The 15,064-nt window shown below is 53.3% G+C and carries 17 protein-coding genes; 9 read left to right on the top strand and 8 right to left on the bottom strand.

What is annotated here, in order from left to right:
* Positions 1-108: 108 nt before the first annotated feature.
* The 3 genes from SK53_RS06160 to ycgZ are packed head-to-tail and all read right to left on the bottom strand — an operon-like array spanning position 109 to position 981.
* Positions 109-387, bottom strand: coding sequence for a biofilm/acid-resistance regulator YmgB/AriR (locus tag SK53_RS06160; RefSeq protein WP_003857748.1), 279 nt, complete (start codon positions 385-387; stop codon positions 109-111).
* Between the two features lie 29 nt (positions 388-416).
* Entirely contained in the window at positions 417-737 is a 321-nt protein-coding gene (locus tag SK53_RS23885) for a hypothetical protein (protein ID WP_048208807.1), read from the bottom strand.
* Positions 738-741: 4 nt separating this feature from the next.
* Positions 742-981, bottom strand: a complete 240-nt coding sequence (gene ycgZ, locus SK53_RS06150) for a regulatory protein YcgZ (RefSeq protein WP_003857747.1) — start codon at positions 979-981, stop codon at positions 742-744.
* 339 nt (positions 982-1,320) lie between these two features.
* Between ycgZ and SK53_RS06145 the strand changes: the two genes are divergently transcribed.
* Positions 1,321-2,541: a diguanylate phosphodiesterase gene (locus SK53_RS06145; RefSeq protein WP_048208805.1), complete on the top strand. Its 1,221-nt coding sequence runs from the start codon at positions 1,321-1,323 to the stop codon at positions 2,539-2,541.
* Between the two features lie 189 nt (positions 2,542-2,730).
* The gene (locus SK53_RS06140; protein WP_003857744.1) at positions 2,731-3,459 is read left to right on the top strand and encodes a MerR family transcriptional regulator; all 729 of its coding nucleotides are present in this window, start codon (positions 2,731-2,733) and stop codon (positions 3,457-3,459) included.
* A gap of 110 nt (positions 3,460-3,569) precedes the next feature.
* Here the strand turns inward: SK53_RS06140 and SK53_RS06135 are convergent, their stop codons facing one another.
* Both SK53_RS06135 and SK53_RS06130 read right to left on the bottom strand, forming a co-directional pair.
* Entirely contained in the window at positions 3,570-4,022 is a 453-nt protein-coding gene (locus SK53_RS06135) for a DUF3828 domain-containing protein (protein ID WP_048208803.1), read from the bottom strand.
* A 1-nt stretch (position 4,023) separates the two neighbouring features.
* Positions 4,024-4,383: a hypothetical protein gene (locus SK53_RS06130; RefSeq protein WP_048208801.1), complete on the bottom strand. Its 360-nt coding sequence runs from the start codon at positions 4,381-4,383 to the stop codon at positions 4,024-4,026.
* Positions 4,384-4,879: 496 nt separating this feature from the next.
* Here SK53_RS06130 and sufA point away from each other — a divergent pair, with 496 nt between their 5' ends.
* From sufA to SK53_RS06090, 7 genes are all read left to right on the top strand, one after another.
* The gene (gene sufA, locus SK53_RS06120) at positions 4,880-5,248 is read left to right on the top strand and encodes a Fe-S cluster assembly scaffold SufA (protein ID WP_003857741.1); all 369 of its coding nucleotides are present in this window, start codon (positions 4,880-4,882) and stop codon (positions 5,246-5,248) included.
* 8 nt (positions 5,249-5,256) lie between these two features.
* Positions 5,257-6,747: a Fe-S cluster assembly protein SufB gene (gene sufB / locus SK53_RS06115; RefSeq protein WP_003857739.1), complete on the top strand. Its 1,491-nt coding sequence runs from the start codon at positions 5,257-5,259 to the stop codon at positions 6,745-6,747.
* Between the two features lie 9 nt (positions 6,748-6,756).
* Positions 6,757-7,503 (top strand): Fe-S cluster assembly ATPase SufC, encoded by a 747-nt coding sequence (gene sufC / locus SK53_RS06110; protein WP_003857736.1) that lies wholly within the window; start codon positions 6,757-6,759, stop codon positions 7,501-7,503.
* Positions 7,478-8,749 (top strand): Fe-S cluster assembly protein SufD, encoded by a 1,272-nt coding sequence (gene sufD / locus SK53_RS06105; protein WP_022650922.1) that lies wholly within the window; start codon positions 7,478-7,480, stop codon positions 8,747-8,749. Before sufC ends, sufD begins: the two co-directional genes overlap by 26 nt.
* Positions 8,746-9,966, top strand: a complete 1,221-nt coding sequence (gene sufS, locus SK53_RS06100) for a cysteine desulfurase SufS (RefSeq protein ID WP_003857731.1) — start codon at positions 8,746-8,748, stop codon at positions 9,964-9,966. The genes sufD and sufS overlap by 4 nt, the downstream gene beginning before the upstream one ends.
* A 14-nt stretch (positions 9,967-9,980) precedes the next feature.
* A complete protein-coding gene (gene sufE / locus SK53_RS06095; protein ID WP_003857730.1) occupies positions 9,981-10,397 on the top strand; it encodes a cysteine desulfuration protein SufE in 417 nt (138 codons plus the stop codon).
* Positions 10,398-10,494: 97 nt separating this feature from the next.
* Positions 10,495-11,508: a L,D-transpeptidase LdtE gene (locus SK53_RS06090; protein ID WP_022650923.1), complete on the top strand. Its 1,014-nt coding sequence runs from the start codon at positions 10,495-10,497 to the stop codon at positions 11,506-11,508.
* Positions 11,509-11,568: 60 nt separating this feature from the next.
* Here SK53_RS06090 and lpp read toward each other — a convergent pair whose 3' ends face one another.
* From lpp to SK53_RS06075, 3 genes are all read right to left on the bottom strand, one after another.
* Positions 11,569-11,805: a murein lipoprotein Lpp gene (gene lpp / locus SK53_RS06085; RefSeq protein WP_001082307.1), complete on the bottom strand. Its 237-nt coding sequence runs from the start codon at positions 11,803-11,805 to the stop codon at positions 11,569-11,571.
* Between the two features lie 312 nt (positions 11,806-12,117).
* Positions 12,118-13,539, bottom strand: a complete 1,422-nt coding sequence (gene pykF, locus SK53_RS06080; RefSeq protein WP_003857687.1) for a pyruvate kinase PykF — start codon at positions 13,537-13,539, stop codon at positions 12,118-12,120.
* 377 nt (positions 13,540-13,916) lie between these two features.
* Positions 13,917-15,062, bottom strand: a complete 1,146-nt coding sequence (locus SK53_RS06075; RefSeq protein ID WP_048208796.1) for a trans-sulfuration enzyme family protein — start codon at positions 15,060-15,062, stop codon at positions 13,917-13,919.
* Between the last annotated feature and the right edge of the window lie 2 nt (positions 15,063-15,064).

Below are 15,064 nucleotides of genomic sequence, written 5' to 3'. Positions count from 1 at the left end.
GGCGTGCTTGATTAACAGGGCATTAGGGGAGAGAGGGCGTGTCATCGTCAGTCCGTTCGTCAGAATTGACGATGACACGCTATCCGAAGAGATGGGAAGAGTGAGGCGTTAAAGATCGTCCATGGTGTAACCGACGACAATTTCCAGCGTCTTGCGGATCACATCCGCCTTAACGACATCGTCGGTGGATTCCAGCGTCTGTATCAGCCAGAGAATGATCGCTTTGTTGGTCAGATGACCTTCGGAAGCAAGAACACAACGAACCGCAGTCGAAAAAATGGCAGACTCTTCAGCAAAGCGATCGCCTGCGTGACGGAAATACTCCGACAACGCGCTATCTAAAAAGGCGGAGTGGTATTCGGGTTGAAGCTGAATATTTTGTCTCATTTGTTCTCACCGTAGCTGTAAAGTTGTAGTCAATGTATCTTTTTGGGATCGGACGGTTTTCCATTTCCAAATAACGGCACTACATTGTCTCGGTTATTTTTGAGAGGTCCCTCTCTCTGAATTCGTCCTTGTGCGGTTCTGCGACCTTTAAAAGCGACTGTGCCAGAGCTGATTTCAGCTATCACCCTCGCTAATGTCTCCCGCCGCTGGGGATCCGTCTCACAGGCTTGCATGTTACGCAGACGCAGAACCAATCCCTCGGTCGTTACAGGACCGCGCTCCTTCAAAAGTGAAAGAGCGGCTTCTCCAATAAGCTGGTCGATCAGTCTGTCCGCATCACTGCTGTTCATAACATTAACGTTCGAAGAGCAGGCCAAGAAGCATGTGATAATGATGCTCCTCTTCCGGGCCATTGGCCTTTTCAAGGCGACTTAACAGTTTTGTGCAGAGCGATTTGCGATTCAGATTCCGCCCGTCGCTAAGGATTTCAACAACAACCTGACCCAATGTTTCCTGTTGTGTTGGAAGCGCGGCTTTTTCGAAGTACTGCGCAATTGCTGTTGCTGTGTCTGCGAGGTGTCCGTTCTGCTGCATGTTTCGCTCCTGTAAATTTTCGTAATCAGTAACGTTACATTTAAGGTATACATAATTTTCAAATCTGTACATTAAAAATGTACAATTTTTTAAATATTTTATTATATATTTGATAAAGTATCTATTTATCATATGGTTAAATGTATACAGTTTACTGCGAAATTCACAAAATATATTGTACAATTCGAAGTGGCGTTGCAGAGTTGTACAAGCCCGGAAAAGGCGCAAAGAAGTCATGTAAATTGTTGAGATGTAAATTATTTATTGGGTAATTAATGTGCTATAACAGAGTTCTCCCCACGTGTTTTCGTGGTCACCCCCTCAATCTTCAGGATTAGCATGCTCACAACCATTATTTACCGCAGTCATATCTGCGAGGACGTTCCAGTGAAAGCGCTGGAAGACATGGTCGCTGCTGCAAATTGTAGAAATCGGCAGTTCGATGTGACGGGGATTTTGCTGTTTAACGGCACACACTTCTTTCAGTTACTTGAAGGGCCCGCTGATAACGTTAAGGAGATCTATCAGCTCATCTGCCGTGACCCACGGCATCACAACGTGGTCGAATTGTTAAGCGATCACGGGCCTTCAAGACGTTTTGGCAACGTAGGTATGGAGCTCTTTGACCTTCGTCAGTACGACACCGACGAAGTGCTACAACAGGTACTTGATAAAGGCACAACCCGCTATCAGCTGACCTATAACGATCGCGCCCTGCAATTTTTCCGCACCTTCGTTGAGGCCACTGAAAAAGCCAACTACTTTGAGCTGCCTCCGGCTGACGCCTGGGAGTTTGTCACCGAAAACACGCCATTATCCTCCCAGCCAACGGTAGTGGCAAAGGGCGCGGACTGTAGTTTCGCATTTCAACCTATCGTCGATCCGTTTATGCAGCAGGTGGTTTCCTGGGAAGCCCTGATCCGCACGCCGTCCGGTGAGTCCCCGGAAAGCTACTTTGCCAACCTGTCGCGTGAGGCGCTGTACGAATCGGATCTGAAGAGTAAGCAGGTGGCTTTGTCGATGGCCAGCGCGCTGGGCCTACAGACTCAAACGTTGTCCATTAATCTGTTGCCGATGACGCTGGTCAATGTTCCTGGCGCCGTCGAATTTTTACTGACGGCAATTGAGGCGAACGGTTTTGTGCCGGAGCAAATTGTGGTCGAGTTCACCGAGAGCGAGGCGATCTCGCGCTTCGAAGAGTTCACCAGCGCGGTCAGACAGCTTAAAAGCGCCGGGATCAGCGTGGCCATCGATCACTTTGGCGCGGGATTCGCCGGTCTGCAACTGCTGGCCCAGTTCCAGCCGGACAGAATCAAGATCAACCGTGATTTGATTGCTAACGTGCACAAGAGCGGCCCGCGTCAGGCAATCATTCAGTCAATCATTAAATGCTGCGCCTCCCTGGAAATTCTGTTCTGTGCGGTAGGCGTAGAGCTGGCTGAAGAGTGGATGTGGCTGGAATCTGCCGGGATTTCTCAGTTCCAGGGTCACCTTTTCGCCAGCCCGCGTCTGGGGGGCATTCCGGCGATTGCCTGGCCCGAGAAAAAGTACGATTTATAAAAAACCTGTACGTAACTGTTAAAAGTGACCTGTACGTACGGCTAAATTTATACAACAATATATTAACGAGTGAGTGGTTCTTTGAGCCATTCACTTGTCTCAGAACGAGGAGTTAGTTATACAAATGATTTGTACAATCTGATAAGGTTGGTTTGGTTAGGTATGGAAGTATTGTGCGTGAGGGAGTTAATGGCCTATTACAGTATCGGCGAAGTGGCCGAACGATGCGGTATCAACCCCGTTACGTTGCGTGCCTGGCAGCGCCGTTATGGATTGTTGAAGCCGCAGCGAAGCGAAGGGGGCCATCGTCAGTTTGACGATGAAGATATCCTGCGTATCGAAGAGATCAAACGCCTGATGAAAACGGGTGTTTCGGTCGGTAAAGTAAAAGCGCTTCTTGAAAATACAGAAGTGATGACTCAGGGGAACTGGGCATCGTTTCAGGAAGAGATGTTAACCGTTCTGCGCTATGCCAGCCCGGCAAAACTGCGCGCCAAAATCGGCGAGTTCCGCCGCGACCATGCGATGGATGTTCTGATAGATAACATCATCACCCCTGTGCGTCAGCGAATGAACCAGGACCAGAATACGGTGCGTCACATGGCGAGCCTGCTCGACGGTGTCCTGATTGAGTTTGCCGTTGCAAGCCTGGGTGAGTCGCGAAAAAAAGCAGGTAAGGATGCGCTGCTGATTGGGTGGGAGTGCGACGACCGTACGCATTTGTGGCTGGAAGCGGCCCGTCTTGCCTACAAAGGCTGGCATATCGACGTGCTGGCTGAGCCGATTGATTCTCCACGTCCTGAACTCTTCCCCGGGCAAAAAATCTTCGTCTGGACCGGTAAAGCGCCTACGCCTCGTCAACAGGAGCAGCTCGACCACTGGCGTGAACAGGGTTTCGCCGTTTCGATCCATCACTGATGTTAAGGGGGCCAACGGTAAACCGCCAGCGCGGGTTTTTAGCCTTCTGGCGATACGACAGGGGTATCCGCGAAGATGCATAGCATCAGTACCCCTGTCATATCGTCGGTTTATTCCATCATCAGGTTGTCTGAAATATTCATGCTGGCCACGGATTCAACTTTCCACGCGCCATCTTCCTTGACCATGCAGTCAATCACGGTGTGATCCCGCTTTTTCCCGAATGAGATATAAACCTGCATACAGGCGGCATCGTAATCCAGCGCCCGCGCACTGACGATGTCCCAGTCATCTTCATATCCCTGAGCCTTGATGAACATATCGACGTCAGGCACGTCATATTCTTCTGGATCCAGCTTATCTATGGCTTTGAGTTTGCTGATGGTTTCGCGGGTTACATATGGCCTCAGCGCTTCATAGTTTTTCAGGGGCTCTTTCCCGGTAATAATTTGCGAGATGTACCACTTATTAAACTGAAGGGCAGCGGATACCTCAGGGGGTAACTTCTGTGCAGCGGATGCGAGAGTGGGCAGAAGCAGGAGCGCCAGGATTATTTTTTTCATGTCAGTCATGCCTGTAAATTGCATATGCTGGCTTCATTTCCCGGTATTCTTTTCCCGGATACATTGTTCGCTGAACAAAATCAGAGTACCAGACGCCGTTCCCTCCATAGATGCAAGCGTGACCATAGGGGTGGTGCGCTGTGGGCTGGATCACCGCTACATCGCCCTCAACAGGCTCACCGTAAACCTGGTGGAAGCCCGCCAGAATTAAATTGCTTTTCATATCCTTAGCATAATGCGTGTTCTGTAGATTAGCACCACCGGCACGAATTGCTATTGAAACAAATTCTGCACATCTTTTCTGGCTATGCTGACCTGCATGCTGGCGAGCATGAACTGCGGCTTTATGGGCACTCCACATAATTTGATCCCTTACTGAATGAGTGGTTAAAAAGGGAAACATTACGCCGAAAAGGGACGAGTTTATGTAAATAATCATGAGCGGAATTTAACCACTATCAGACTAATTAATAATGGTTAACTCATCCATTAAACGTCTTTATGCGCACCCAGGTAAGGCAAAAAAGGATTAAAAAGAACCTGGCTTAAGGGGGAGGCATACGTAAATAATGTATTTGGTGCCTGGGCGTACTTTAGCTATTTTAAAAATAGGTATTTCCAATACAATTTTTATCATTGCCCGCTACCTCACCGCCTTTCTTATGAAAAGCATTATTTATCAATGCATTGAACAAATCTAACCATCCCATCCGCATCCCGTCACAGGGTCTATGCTTAATGAAAGTAGCCAAAAAGGGCGGTTTAGCCCAAAGCCCCTGCTCGCAGGGGGTTGAAGTGATAATCGTTATCACTAACATGGTGTTATGCCCTGGTGGCTTATCAGATGAGGTGGACCTATGGAACTGCATTCAGAAACCTTCAATCCGGCCGATTTTGCCTGGCGTGGCTTAACGCTGACGCCCGCGGCGGCGGCGCATATTCATGAGCTGGTGGCAAAAAATCCCGACATCCTCGGCGTACGCTTAGGCGTTAAGCAGACTGGCTGCGCGGGATTTGGCTACGTGCTGGATACCGTAACCGAACCTGAAAAGGACGATCTGGTCTTTGAAACCGACGGTGCAAAGTTATACGTCGCACTACAGGCGATGCCGTTTATCGATGGAACCGAAGTCGACTACGTTCGGGAAGGTTTAAACCAGTTATTCAAATTTCATAACCCGAAAGCCCAGAACGAATGCGGCTGCGGCGAAAGCTTTGGGGTATAGGCGGTACTATGTCTCGTAATACTGAAGCAACGAGTGATGTAAACACCTGGAGCGGCGGACACCTCAACTATAAAGAGGGTTTCTTCACGCAGCTGCAAACCGATGAACTGGCGAAAGGCATCAACGAAGAGGTCGTGCGCGCCATTTCGGCGAAACGTAACGAGCCGGAGTGGATGCTGGAGTTTCGCCTGAGCGCATTCCGCGCGTGGCTGGAGATGGAAGAACCCCACTGGCTGAAAGCGCATTACGATAAGCTGAACTATCAGGATTATAGCTATTACTCTGCGCCCTCCTGCGGCAGCTGTGATGATACCTGCGCCTCGCAACCCGGTGCGGTACAGCAAACCGGTGCCGAGAACAGCTTCCTGAGTAAAGAGGTGGAAGAGGCGTTCAATCAGCTCGGCGTGCCCGTGCGCGAAGGCAAAGAGGTGGCGGTAGATGCCATTTTTGACTCCGTCTCGGTGGCAACCACCTACCGTGAAAAACTGGCGGAGCAGGGGATTATTTTCTGCTCCTTCGGGGAAGCCATTCACGATCACCCGGAGCTGGTGAAAAAGTACATTGGCACCGTGGTACCCAGTAACGATAACTTCTTCGCGGCACTGAATGCGGCGGTGGCGTCAGACGGTACCTTTATCTACGTGCCGAAAGGCGTGCGCTGCCCGATGGAGCTCTCGACCTATTTCCGCATCAACGCGGAAAAAACCGGCCAGTTTGAACGCACCATCCTGGTGGCCGATGAAGGCAGCTACGTTAGCTACATCGAAGGGTGCTCCGCTCCTGTGCGCGACAGCTACCAGCTGCACGCGGCGGTGGTGGAGGTCATCATCCATAAAGATGCGGAAGTGAAGTACTCTACGGTACAGAACTGGTTCCCGGGCGACGGTAACACCGGCGGTATTCTGAACTTCGTCACCAAGCGTGCGCTGTGCGAAGGCGAAAACAGCAAAATGTCCTGGACGCAGTCAGAAACCGGCTCCGCCATTACCTGGAAATACCCGAGCTGTATTCTGCGCGGCGACAACTCCATCGGTGAGTTTTACTCCGTGGCGCTGACCAGCGGTCATCAGCAGGCCGATACCGGCACCAAGATGATCCACATCGGTAAAAACACCAAATCGACCATCATCTCCAAAGGGATCTCTGCCGGTCACAGCCAGAACAGCTATCGCGGTCTGGTGAAAATCATGCCGACGGCAACCAACGCGCGTAACTTCACCCAATGTGACTCCATGCTGATTGGCGCGGACTGCGGGGCGCATACCTTCCCGTATGTCGAATGCCGCAATAACAGCGCCCAGCTTGAGCATGAGGCAACTACGTCACGTATTGGTGAAGATCAGCTTTTCTACTGCCTGCAACGCGGGATCAGTGAAGAAGATGCGATTTCAATGATCGTTAACGGCTTCTGTAAGGACGTGTTCTCTGAACTGCCGCTGGAATTTGCCGTTGAAGCCCAGAAACTCCTCGCCATTAGTCTTGAACACAGCGTCGGTTAAGGAAAGCACATGTTAAGCATTAAAGATTTACAGGTTAGCGTGGAAGAGAAAGAGATCTTGCGTGGCCTCAATTTTGACGTCAAACCGGGGGAAGTTCACGCCATCATGGGGCCAAACGGCTCCGGGAAAAGTACGCTTTCAGCGACGCTGGCAGGACGCGAAGATTATGAAGTTACCAGCGGCTCCGTTGAGTTTAACGGCAAAGATCTGCTGGAGATGTCGCCGGAAGAGCGTGCCGGCGAGGGCATCTTTATGGCCTTCCAGTATCCGGTGGAAATTCCGGGCGTCAGCAACCAGTTCTTCCTGCAAACCGCGCTGAACGCGGTGCGCAAGTATCGCGGCCTTGAGGCGCTGGATCGCTTTGACTTCCAGGATCTGATGGAAGAGAAGATCAAGCTGTTGAAAATGCCGGAAGATCTGCTGACCCGCTCGGTAAACGTGGGTTTCTCCGGCGGTGAGAAGAAACGTAACGATATTCTGCAAATGGCGGTTCTGGAGCCAGCGCTGTGCATTCTCGATGAGACCGATTCAGGGCTGGATATCGATGCCCTGAAGATCGTTGCCGACGGGGTGAACTCCCTGCGTGACGGCAACCGCTCATTTATCATCGTGACACATTACCAGCGAATTCTGGACTACATCAAACCGGACTATGTCCACGTGCTTTACCAGGGACGCATTGTGAAATCCGGTGACTTTACGCTGGTTAAACAACTGGAGGAGCAGGGTTATGGCTGGCTTACCGAACAGCAGTAATGCACTTCAGCAGTGGCACCGGCTGTTTGAAGCGCAGGCTGGAGCGCGCTCTGAACAGGCTCAGCACCATCTCCAGCAGATGCTGCGTCTCGGTTTACCGACGCGTAAACATGAGAACTGGAAATATACCCCGCTGGATGGCCTGCTGAACGGCGAGTTTGTCACCCGTCTGGCGCAGGTCAGCCCCGATCAGCGCGACATGCTGGCGCTGAGCGTGGATGCCGTGCGTCTGGTGTTTGTCGACGGTCTGTTCCGTGCGGAGCTGAGCGACAGCGTGCAGGAGAGCGGGTTCGATATCGTCATTAACGATGAACGTCAGTCGCTGAACGCGCCCGTTCAGCCTGAAGTCTTCCTGCACCTGACAGAGAGCCTGTCGCAATCTGTCACCCATATTCGCGTTAAGCGTAACCAGCGTCCGGCGAAACCGCTGCTGCTGATGCATATCACCCAGGGCGTTGCGGGTGATGAGATTAACACCGCCCACTATCGCCACCATCTTGAGCTGGCAGAAGGGGCGGAGGCGACGGTGATCGAGCATTACGTCAGCCTTAACGACACCCGTCATTTTACCGGTTCGCGTCTGACGATGAACGTGGCGGCCAATGCCCAGCTGCACCACATCAAGCTGGCGTTTGAGAATCCGCTCAGTCACCACTTCGCCCACAACGATATTCTGCTGGGCCAGGATGCCGCGGCGTACAGCCACAGTTTTCTGCTTGGCGGCGCGGTGCTGCGCCACAATACCAGCACCCAGCTGAACGGTGAAAACACTACGTTGCGTATTAACAGCCTGGCGATGCCGGTGAAGTCAGAAGTGTGCGACACGCGCACCTGGCTTGAGCATAACAAAGGCTACTGCAACAGCCGTCAGCTGCACAAAACCATCGTCAGCGACAAAGGACGTGCGGTGTTCAACGGCCTGATCAACGTGGCGCAGCACGCCATCAAAACTGACGGGCAGATGACCAACAACAACCTCTTGCTGGGACGTCTGGCAGAGGTGGACACCAAACCACAGCTGGAAATCTATGCGGACGACGTGAAATGCAGTCACGGCGCGACGGTCGGGCGTATTGACGATGAGCAGATGTTCTACTTGCGCTCGCGCGGGATAGACCAGCAGGCCGCGCAAAAGATGATTATTTACGCCTTTGCGGCTGAGCTGACGGAAGCGCTGCCCGATGGCGGACTTAAACAGCAGGTGCTGGCCCGTATCGGTCAGCGACTGCCTGGAGGCGAAGCATGACATTTCCCGTAGAGAAAGTCCGGGCAGATTTTCCGGTACTGACCCGTGAAGTGAACGGTCTGCCGCTGGCCTATCTCGACAGTGCGGCCAGCGCGCAAAAACCGAATCAGGTGGTGGATGCGGAAGCCGAGTTTTACCGCCACGGTTATGCGGCGGTACATCGCGGGATCCACACCCTGAGCGCCGAGGCGACCCAGCGCATGGAAAACGTGCGCACGCAGGTTGCGGCCTTCCTCAACGCGCGTTCGCCGGAAGAGCTGGTGTTTGTGCGTGGCACCACCGAAGGGATCAACCTGGTGGCTAACAGCTGGGGTAATGCGCAGGTGCACGCGGGGGATAACATCATCATCACCCAGATGGAGCACCACGCCAACATCGTGCCCTGGCAGATGCTCTGCGAGCGTGTGGGGGCGCAACTGCGGGTGATCCCCCTGAATGAAGACGGCACGCTCCAGCTGGAAAAGCTGGACGCTCTGCTGGACGACAGAACGCGGCTTGTGGCGGTGACCCACGTTTCAAACGTGCTGGGCACGGAAAATCCGGTGGCGCTGATCGTCGACAAAGCCCATCAGGCCGGTGCGAAAGTGTTGATTGATGGTGCCCAGGCGGTGATGCACCATGCGGTTGACGTTCAGGCCCTGGACTGCGATTTCTACGTCTTCTCCGGGCACAAGCTGTATGGCCCGACGGGCATCGGCGTGTTGTATGTGAAAGAGGACATTCTCCAGGCCATGCCGCCGTGGGAAGGGGGCGGGTCAATGATCGCCACCGTCAGCCTGACGGACGGCACAACATACGCCCGTGCGCCCTGGCGCTTCGAGGCGGGTACGCCCAACACGGGCGGGATCATCGGGCTGGGCGCGGCCATTAGCTACGTCTCTGAAACGGGGCTGGCGGCGATTCAGGAGTACGAACAGCTGCTGATGCATTACGCCTTGCAGGAGCTGGTCAGCGTCCCGGACCTGACCTTATATGGTCCTGCTGACCGTCTGGGTGTGATAGCCTTCAACCTCGGCAAGCATCACGCCTATGATGTGGGCAGTTTCCTTGATAATTACGGCGTCGCTGTGCGTACCGGGCATCACTGCGCGATGCCGCTGATGGCGTATTATGAGGTACCGGCCATGTGCCGCGCATCGCTGGTGATGTACAACACAACGGAAGAGGTCGACAGACTGGTGGCGGGATTAAAACGTATTCATCAGCTGCTTGGCTAACGGAGAGGCGAGAGATGGCAGATTTGCCGGACAGAGATAAATTGCTGCGCAACTTTGGGCGTTGCGCGAACTGGGAAGAGAAATACCTTTATATCATCGAACTGGGTCAGCGCCTGCCGCCGCTCAGCGAAGAGGCGCATAACCCGGACAACATCATTCAGGGCTGCCAGAGCCAGGTCTGGATCCAGATGCAGCAGACGGATGATGGCGTAATCGATTTACAGGGTGACAGCGATGCCGCCATTGTGAAGGGGCTTATTGCCGTCGTATTTATTCTTTATCACCAGATGTCGGCGCAGGATATTGTCGCCTTTGACGTTCGCCCGTGGTTTGAAAAAATGGCCTTAACCCAACACCTCACCCCGTCCCGATCCCAGGGACTGGAAGCGATGATCCGCGCCATACGCGCCAAAGCCGCAATCCTTAGCTAAACTGACAGAACAGCATTCATTCTGTTTCGCGGGGTGGTTTCCACCTCGCTGGTTTTTCAGCTTTCTGACGTTTGGTCAGTGAATAAGGAATCTCAGCATGAAGCGCGCGTCTCTAATAACTCTATTACTCCTTGGTTCGCTCAGTGCTGTTAATTCAGCCAGGGCGGTTGATTATCCTTTACCGCCCGCAGGCAGCCGCCTGATTGGGCAAAACCAGACATACACCATTCAGGAAGGGGACAATAAACTTCAGTCTATCGCTCGTCGGTTTAATACCGCCGCACAGCTCATCCTTGAAACCAATAATACCATTGCACCGGTGAATCCTGCGCCAGGAACGGTCATTACGATCCCTTCCCAGATGCTACTGCCGGACACCGAGCGCGAGGGCATTGTGGTGAATCTGGCGGAGCTGCGTCTTTACTTCTATCCGCCTGGCGAAAATATCGTGCAGGTCTATCCGCTGGGTATTGGTCAGCTTGGGCTGGAAACACCGGTCAGCACCACCCGTGTGAGTCAGAAAATCCCTAACCCTACCTGGACCCCCACAGCGGGTATCAGAGCGCGCTCACTGGCCCAGGGAATTAAACTGCCGCCTGTGGTACCCGCAGGGCCAAATAACCCGCTGGGGCGCTTTGCGCTTCGTCTGGGTATCGGGAATGGGGAATATCTTATTCATGGCACCAGCGCGCCGGACAGCGTAGGGCTGCGGGTCAGCTCGGGCTGTATGCGGATGAACGCGCCGGATATCAAAGCGTTGTTTGAGCAAGTTCGCGTCGGCACGCGGGTGCAGATTATCAATGAGCCGGTGAAGTTCTCCGTCGAGCCGGACGGCAAACGTTATATCGAAGTGCACAGGCCGTTGGCGCAGGCTGAGGGCGAAAACCCACAGACGGTGCCGTTCACGCACTCGGCGGCGTTTACCGCTTTTGCAGCGGAGTCAGGTAGCGATAAAACGCTTATCGATAAAGCCCTGGCGCGCAGAGCCGGGATCCCGGTTGCCGTTTCAACAGGCAATGGTTCGTCAGCCAGCAATTCTGTCCTGTCGGTTCAGAATAGTCGTGTCTCAGCGGCGGTGGCGGAAGACGAGGGAGAGAAAGCGCTTCAGTAGAGGTTTGACGAAGGCAAAAAAAATGGCGCACAATGTGCGCCATTTTATTAACAGGTACTATTACTTACGGTATTTAGTAGCCTGGTTGTCCAGACGCTGGTTAGCGCGAGCTGCGTCGTCTTTAGCAGCCTGAACGTCGGAACGCATTGCGTTCACGTCGTTGCTCAGCTGGTCAACTTTAGCGTTCAGAGTCTGAACGTCAGAAGACAGCTGATCGATTTTAGCGTTGCTGGAGCAACCTGCCAGCAGAGTAGAACCCAGGATTACCGCGCCCAGTACCAGTTTAGTACGATTCATTATTAATACCCTCTAGATTGAGTTAATCTCCATGTAGCGTTACAAGTATTACACAAAGTTTTTTGGGTTGAGAATATTTTTTTGATGGGATTACGCCTATTTTTGATCGTTCGCTCAAAGAAGCAACGAAATCGGCAATTTTGACGAAAAAGCTATGTTAAAAAAGGCATTTTTCATCGGATTCATCTTAGATAAATCGCGATTAAATAGAAAAACCCGATTTGCTTTTTGAATAGTTCTGGTTAAAGGCGGGAATAAAAAAAGCGCCCCGAAGGACGCTTTTTAACAAAACAATAATTTGTTCGTGAAATATTACAGCACGTGGACAGATGCCGTGTTGGTGGTGCCGCTTGGAACCAGCGCGCCAGAAACCATAACCACCACGTCGCCTTTCTGAGCCAGGCCACAATCAACCAGTTCCAGAGCCACTTCTTTACCCAGACGATAGAAATCATCGGTAGAGGCAATCTCTTTCACCAGGTGTGGGATCACGCCTTTGCTCAGCACCAGCTGACGCGCGGTGGTTTCGTTGGTGGTCAGCGCCAGAATGGTCGCATCCGGGAAGTATTTACGCACGGCACGCGCAGATTTACCGCCCTGGGTCGCCACGACAATCAGCGGGGCTTCCAGTTTCTCGGCGGTTTCTACCGCACCACGGCACACGGCTTCGGTGATGCGCAGTTTACGGCTGTCGTTGTTGTAATCCAGACGGCTTTTCATCACGCGGTCGGTACGCTCACAGATGGTCGCCATGATGCTGACCGCTTCCAGAGGGTATTTCCCTTTTGCAGATTCGCCAGACAGCATAACGGCATCGGTACCGTCGAGGATGGCGTTCGCAACGTCGCCTGCTTCAGCGCGGGTAGGGCGTGGGTTTTTGATCATGGAGTCCAGCATCTGCGTTGCGGTGATAACCACTTTACGCGCGCGAACACATTTCTCGATCATCATCTTCTGCGCGAAGATCACTTCTTCAACCGGGATTTCAACGCCCAGGTCGCCACGCGCTACCATGATACCGTCAGACGCTTCGAGGATTTCGTCGAAGTTGTTCAGGCCTTCCTGGTTTTCGATCTTGGAGATGATCTGGATGTTCTCGCCGCCGTGCGCTTTCAGGTGCTCACGGATCTCAACCACGTCAGAACGTTTACGGATAAAGGAGGCAGCAACGAAGTCCACGCCTTGTTCGCAGCCGAAGATCAGGTCTTGTTTGTCTTTTTCAGCCAGCGCTGGCAGAGCAATGGACACACCCGGCAGGTTGACGCCTTTGTTTTCGCCCAGATCGCCGTTGTTCAGCACTTTACAGATAACTTTGTTACCTTCGATAGCGGTCACTTCCATGCCGATCAGGCCGTCATCTACCAGCACGGTGTTGCCAACAGACAGGTCGCTGGTGAAGCCTTCGTAGGTCACGGCAACGATTTCGTTATTACCCACAACGGATTTGTCGGTGGTGAAGGTGAAGGTCTGGCCCGCTTTCAGGGAAACGTCGTTACCGCCTTCCAGTTTGATGGTGCGGATTTCAGGACCTTTGGTGTCGAGCAGGATTGCCGCTTTTTTCCCGGTCTTGCTCATCACGTTGCGCAAGTTCTGGATACGCTGGCCGTGTTCAGCATAGTCGCCGTGGGAGAAGTTCAGACGCATCACGTTCATGCCGGCATCCAGCATTTTGCTCAGCATCTCTTCGGATTCGGTTTTCGGGCCGATAGTACAAACAATTTTCGTCTTTTTCATGACAGTCTTAGTCTTTAAGTTGGGAAGGATATGGAAATCTCGCTCCGGGGGCGCACCGCCGCGGAGTCAAACCTGTGTTGCGAAAGAGTATATGACACGCACTAAGAATAGGTGACATCAAATGAGCGTGCAGAAGAAAGTGTGCCTGAGTGCCAGCCCAACGAAGGAGAGGAGAAGTTATACGTTGTTTTTTGTATTCCAAGCGCTGAAACCATTCACCAGGGATTTGGCGCGCATTATACGCTGATTTACAGTAAAAAGGAAAATGGAAACAGCGTTTCAAAAATAATCTGTGCAGATTCACATAAGTTTGTTATCAAGGCGTTAAGGCCTAATGTCATCTTATGACGGCAGGCGCAACGCCCGCCGTTTTTTGCTCACTTTTTCAGCGCTTGTTTAAGGTCGGCGATCAGATCCTTCGCATCTTCAATCCCCACCGACAGGCGGATAAGCTGCGGCACAATGCCGTTTGCAAGACGCTGCGCCAGTGGAATGGAGGCGTGGGTCATGCTGTAGGGCTGGCTCACCAGACTCTCCACACCGCCAAGGCTTTCCGCCAGGGTAAAGAGCGTAAGATAACGGATCACCTCTGTCGCGCGCTGCGCATCGCCTTTAATCACAACGGAGATCATGCCGCCCGGCAGCGCCATTTGTCTGCGGGCCAGCGCATACTGGGGATGTGATGCCAGCCCGGGATAGAACACGCTGTCTACCTGCGGATGCTGCTCCAGCCATTGCGCAATCGCCAGCGCATTGGCGCTGTGCTTCTCAACGCGCAGTGAGAGGGTGCGAATGCCCCGCAGCGTCAGGAAGCTGCTGAACGGATCCAGAACGCCGCCAATCGCGTTTTGCAGATAGCCCAGACGCTCCGCCAGATCCTTATTCGACCCCACAACAGCCAGCCCGGCAACCACGTCTGAATGACCGTTGAGATATTTGGTGGCGGAGTGGACCACTATGTCGAACCCCGCCTCCAGCGGCCGGTGAATGACCGGGGAGGCGAAGGTATTATCCGCCACGCTGATCGCATTATTGCGCCGGGCAATGTCCGCGATGGCCTCCAGGTCGGCCAGTTTCAGCAGCGGGTTCGTTGGCGTTTCCACCCAGATCATGCGCGTGTCCGGGCGAATGGCGGCCTCAAGTCCGGCTACATCGTCCGGCTTAACCCAGCTCACCTGTAACCCGGTGCTGCGCTTGCGCACGTTTTCGATCAGGCGATACGTACCGCCATACACGTCGTCAATGGCGACGATATGGCTGTCTTTATCCAGCAGTTCGAGCACGGTGGAAATGGCCGCCAGCCCTGACGCGAAGGCGTACCCGCGCGTGCCGCCTTCCAGTTCGGCGATGGCGGTCTCCAGCGCGTGGCGGGTTGGGTTGCCGCTCCGGGAGTATTCGTAGCCGGTATGTTCACCCGGTGCCGGTTGCGCAAACGTCGACGTGGCGTAAATTGGCGGCATCACGGCGCCGTGCGGGTCGTGATACTCACCGCTGTGAACGCTGAGGGTGGCCAGGTTTTTCATCT

This window comes from Enterobacter sp. MGH119, from assembly GCF_001037675.1.
GTDB classification, from domain to species: domain Bacteria; phylum Pseudomonadota; class Gammaproteobacteria; order Enterobacterales; family Enterobacteriaceae; genus Enterobacter; species Enterobacter hormaechei_C.
Note: the sequence above shows the minus strand (reverse complement) of the source record. Positions and strands in the feature narration are given on the sequence as shown.

Excerpts from the sequence above, each read along its gene's own strand:
- sufC (WP_003857736.1), top strand. The coding sequence starts at position 6,757 with ATGTTAAGCATTAAAGATTTACAGGTTAGCGTGGAAGAGAAAGAGATC.
- SK53_RS06090 (WP_022650923.1), top strand. The coding sequence starts at position 10,495 with ATGAAGCGCGCGTCTCTAATAACTCTATTACTCCTTGGTTCGCTCAGT.
- sufS (WP_003857731.1), top strand. The coding sequence starts at position 8,746 with ATGACATTTCCCGTAGAGAAAGTCCGGGCAGATTTTCCGGTACTGACC.
- SK53_RS06140 (WP_003857744.1), top strand. The coding sequence starts at position 2,731 with ATGGCCTATTACAGTATCGGCGAAGTGGCCGAACGATGCGGTATCAAC.
- sufD (WP_022650922.1), top strand. The coding sequence starts at position 7,478 with ATGGCTGGCTTACCGAACAGCAGTAATGCACTTCAGCAGTGGCACCGG.
- lpp (WP_001082307.1), bottom strand. The coding sequence starts at position 11,805 with ATGAATCGTACTAAACTGGTACTGGGCGCGGTAATCCTGGGTTCTACT.
- sufA (WP_003857741.1), top strand. The coding sequence starts at position 4,880 with ATGGAACTGCATTCAGAAACCTTCAATCCGGCCGATTTTGCCTGGCGT.
- sufB (WP_003857739.1), top strand. The coding sequence starts at position 5,257 with ATGTCTCGTAATACTGAAGCAACGAGTGATGTAAACACCTGGAGCGGC.
- SK53_RS06135 (WP_048208803.1), bottom strand. The coding sequence starts at position 4,022 with ATGAAAAAAATAATCCTGGCGCTCCTGCTTCTGCCCACTCTCGCATCC.
- SK53_RS23885 (WP_048208807.1), bottom strand. The coding sequence starts at position 737 with ATGAACAGCAGTGATGCGGACAGACTGATCGACCAGCTTATTGGAGAA.
- SK53_RS06160 (WP_003857748.1), bottom strand. The coding sequence starts at position 387 with ATGAGACAAAATATTCAGCTTCAACCCGAATACCACTCCGCCTTTTTA.
- sufE (WP_003857730.1), top strand. The coding sequence starts at position 9,981 with ATGGCAGATTTGCCGGACAGAGATAAATTGCTGCGCAACTTTGGGCGT.
- SK53_RS06145 (WP_048208805.1), top strand. The coding sequence starts at position 1,321 with ATGCTCACAACCATTATTTACCGCAGTCATATCTGCGAGGACGTTCCA.
- pykF (WP_003857687.1), bottom strand. The coding sequence starts at position 13,539 with ATGAAAAAGACGAAAATTGTTTGTACTATCGGCCCGAAAACCGAATCC.
- SK53_RS06130 (WP_048208801.1), bottom strand. The coding sequence starts at position 4,383 with ATGTGGAGTGCCCATAAAGCCGCAGTTCATGCTCGCCAGCATGCAGGT.
- ycgZ (WP_003857747.1), bottom strand. The coding sequence starts at position 981 with ATGCAGCAGAACGGACACCTCGCAGACACAGCAACAGCAATTGCGCAG.
- SK53_RS06075 (WP_048208796.1), bottom strand. The coding sequence starts at position 15,062 with ATGAAAAACCTGGCCACCCTCAGCGTTCACAGCGGTGAGTATCACGAC.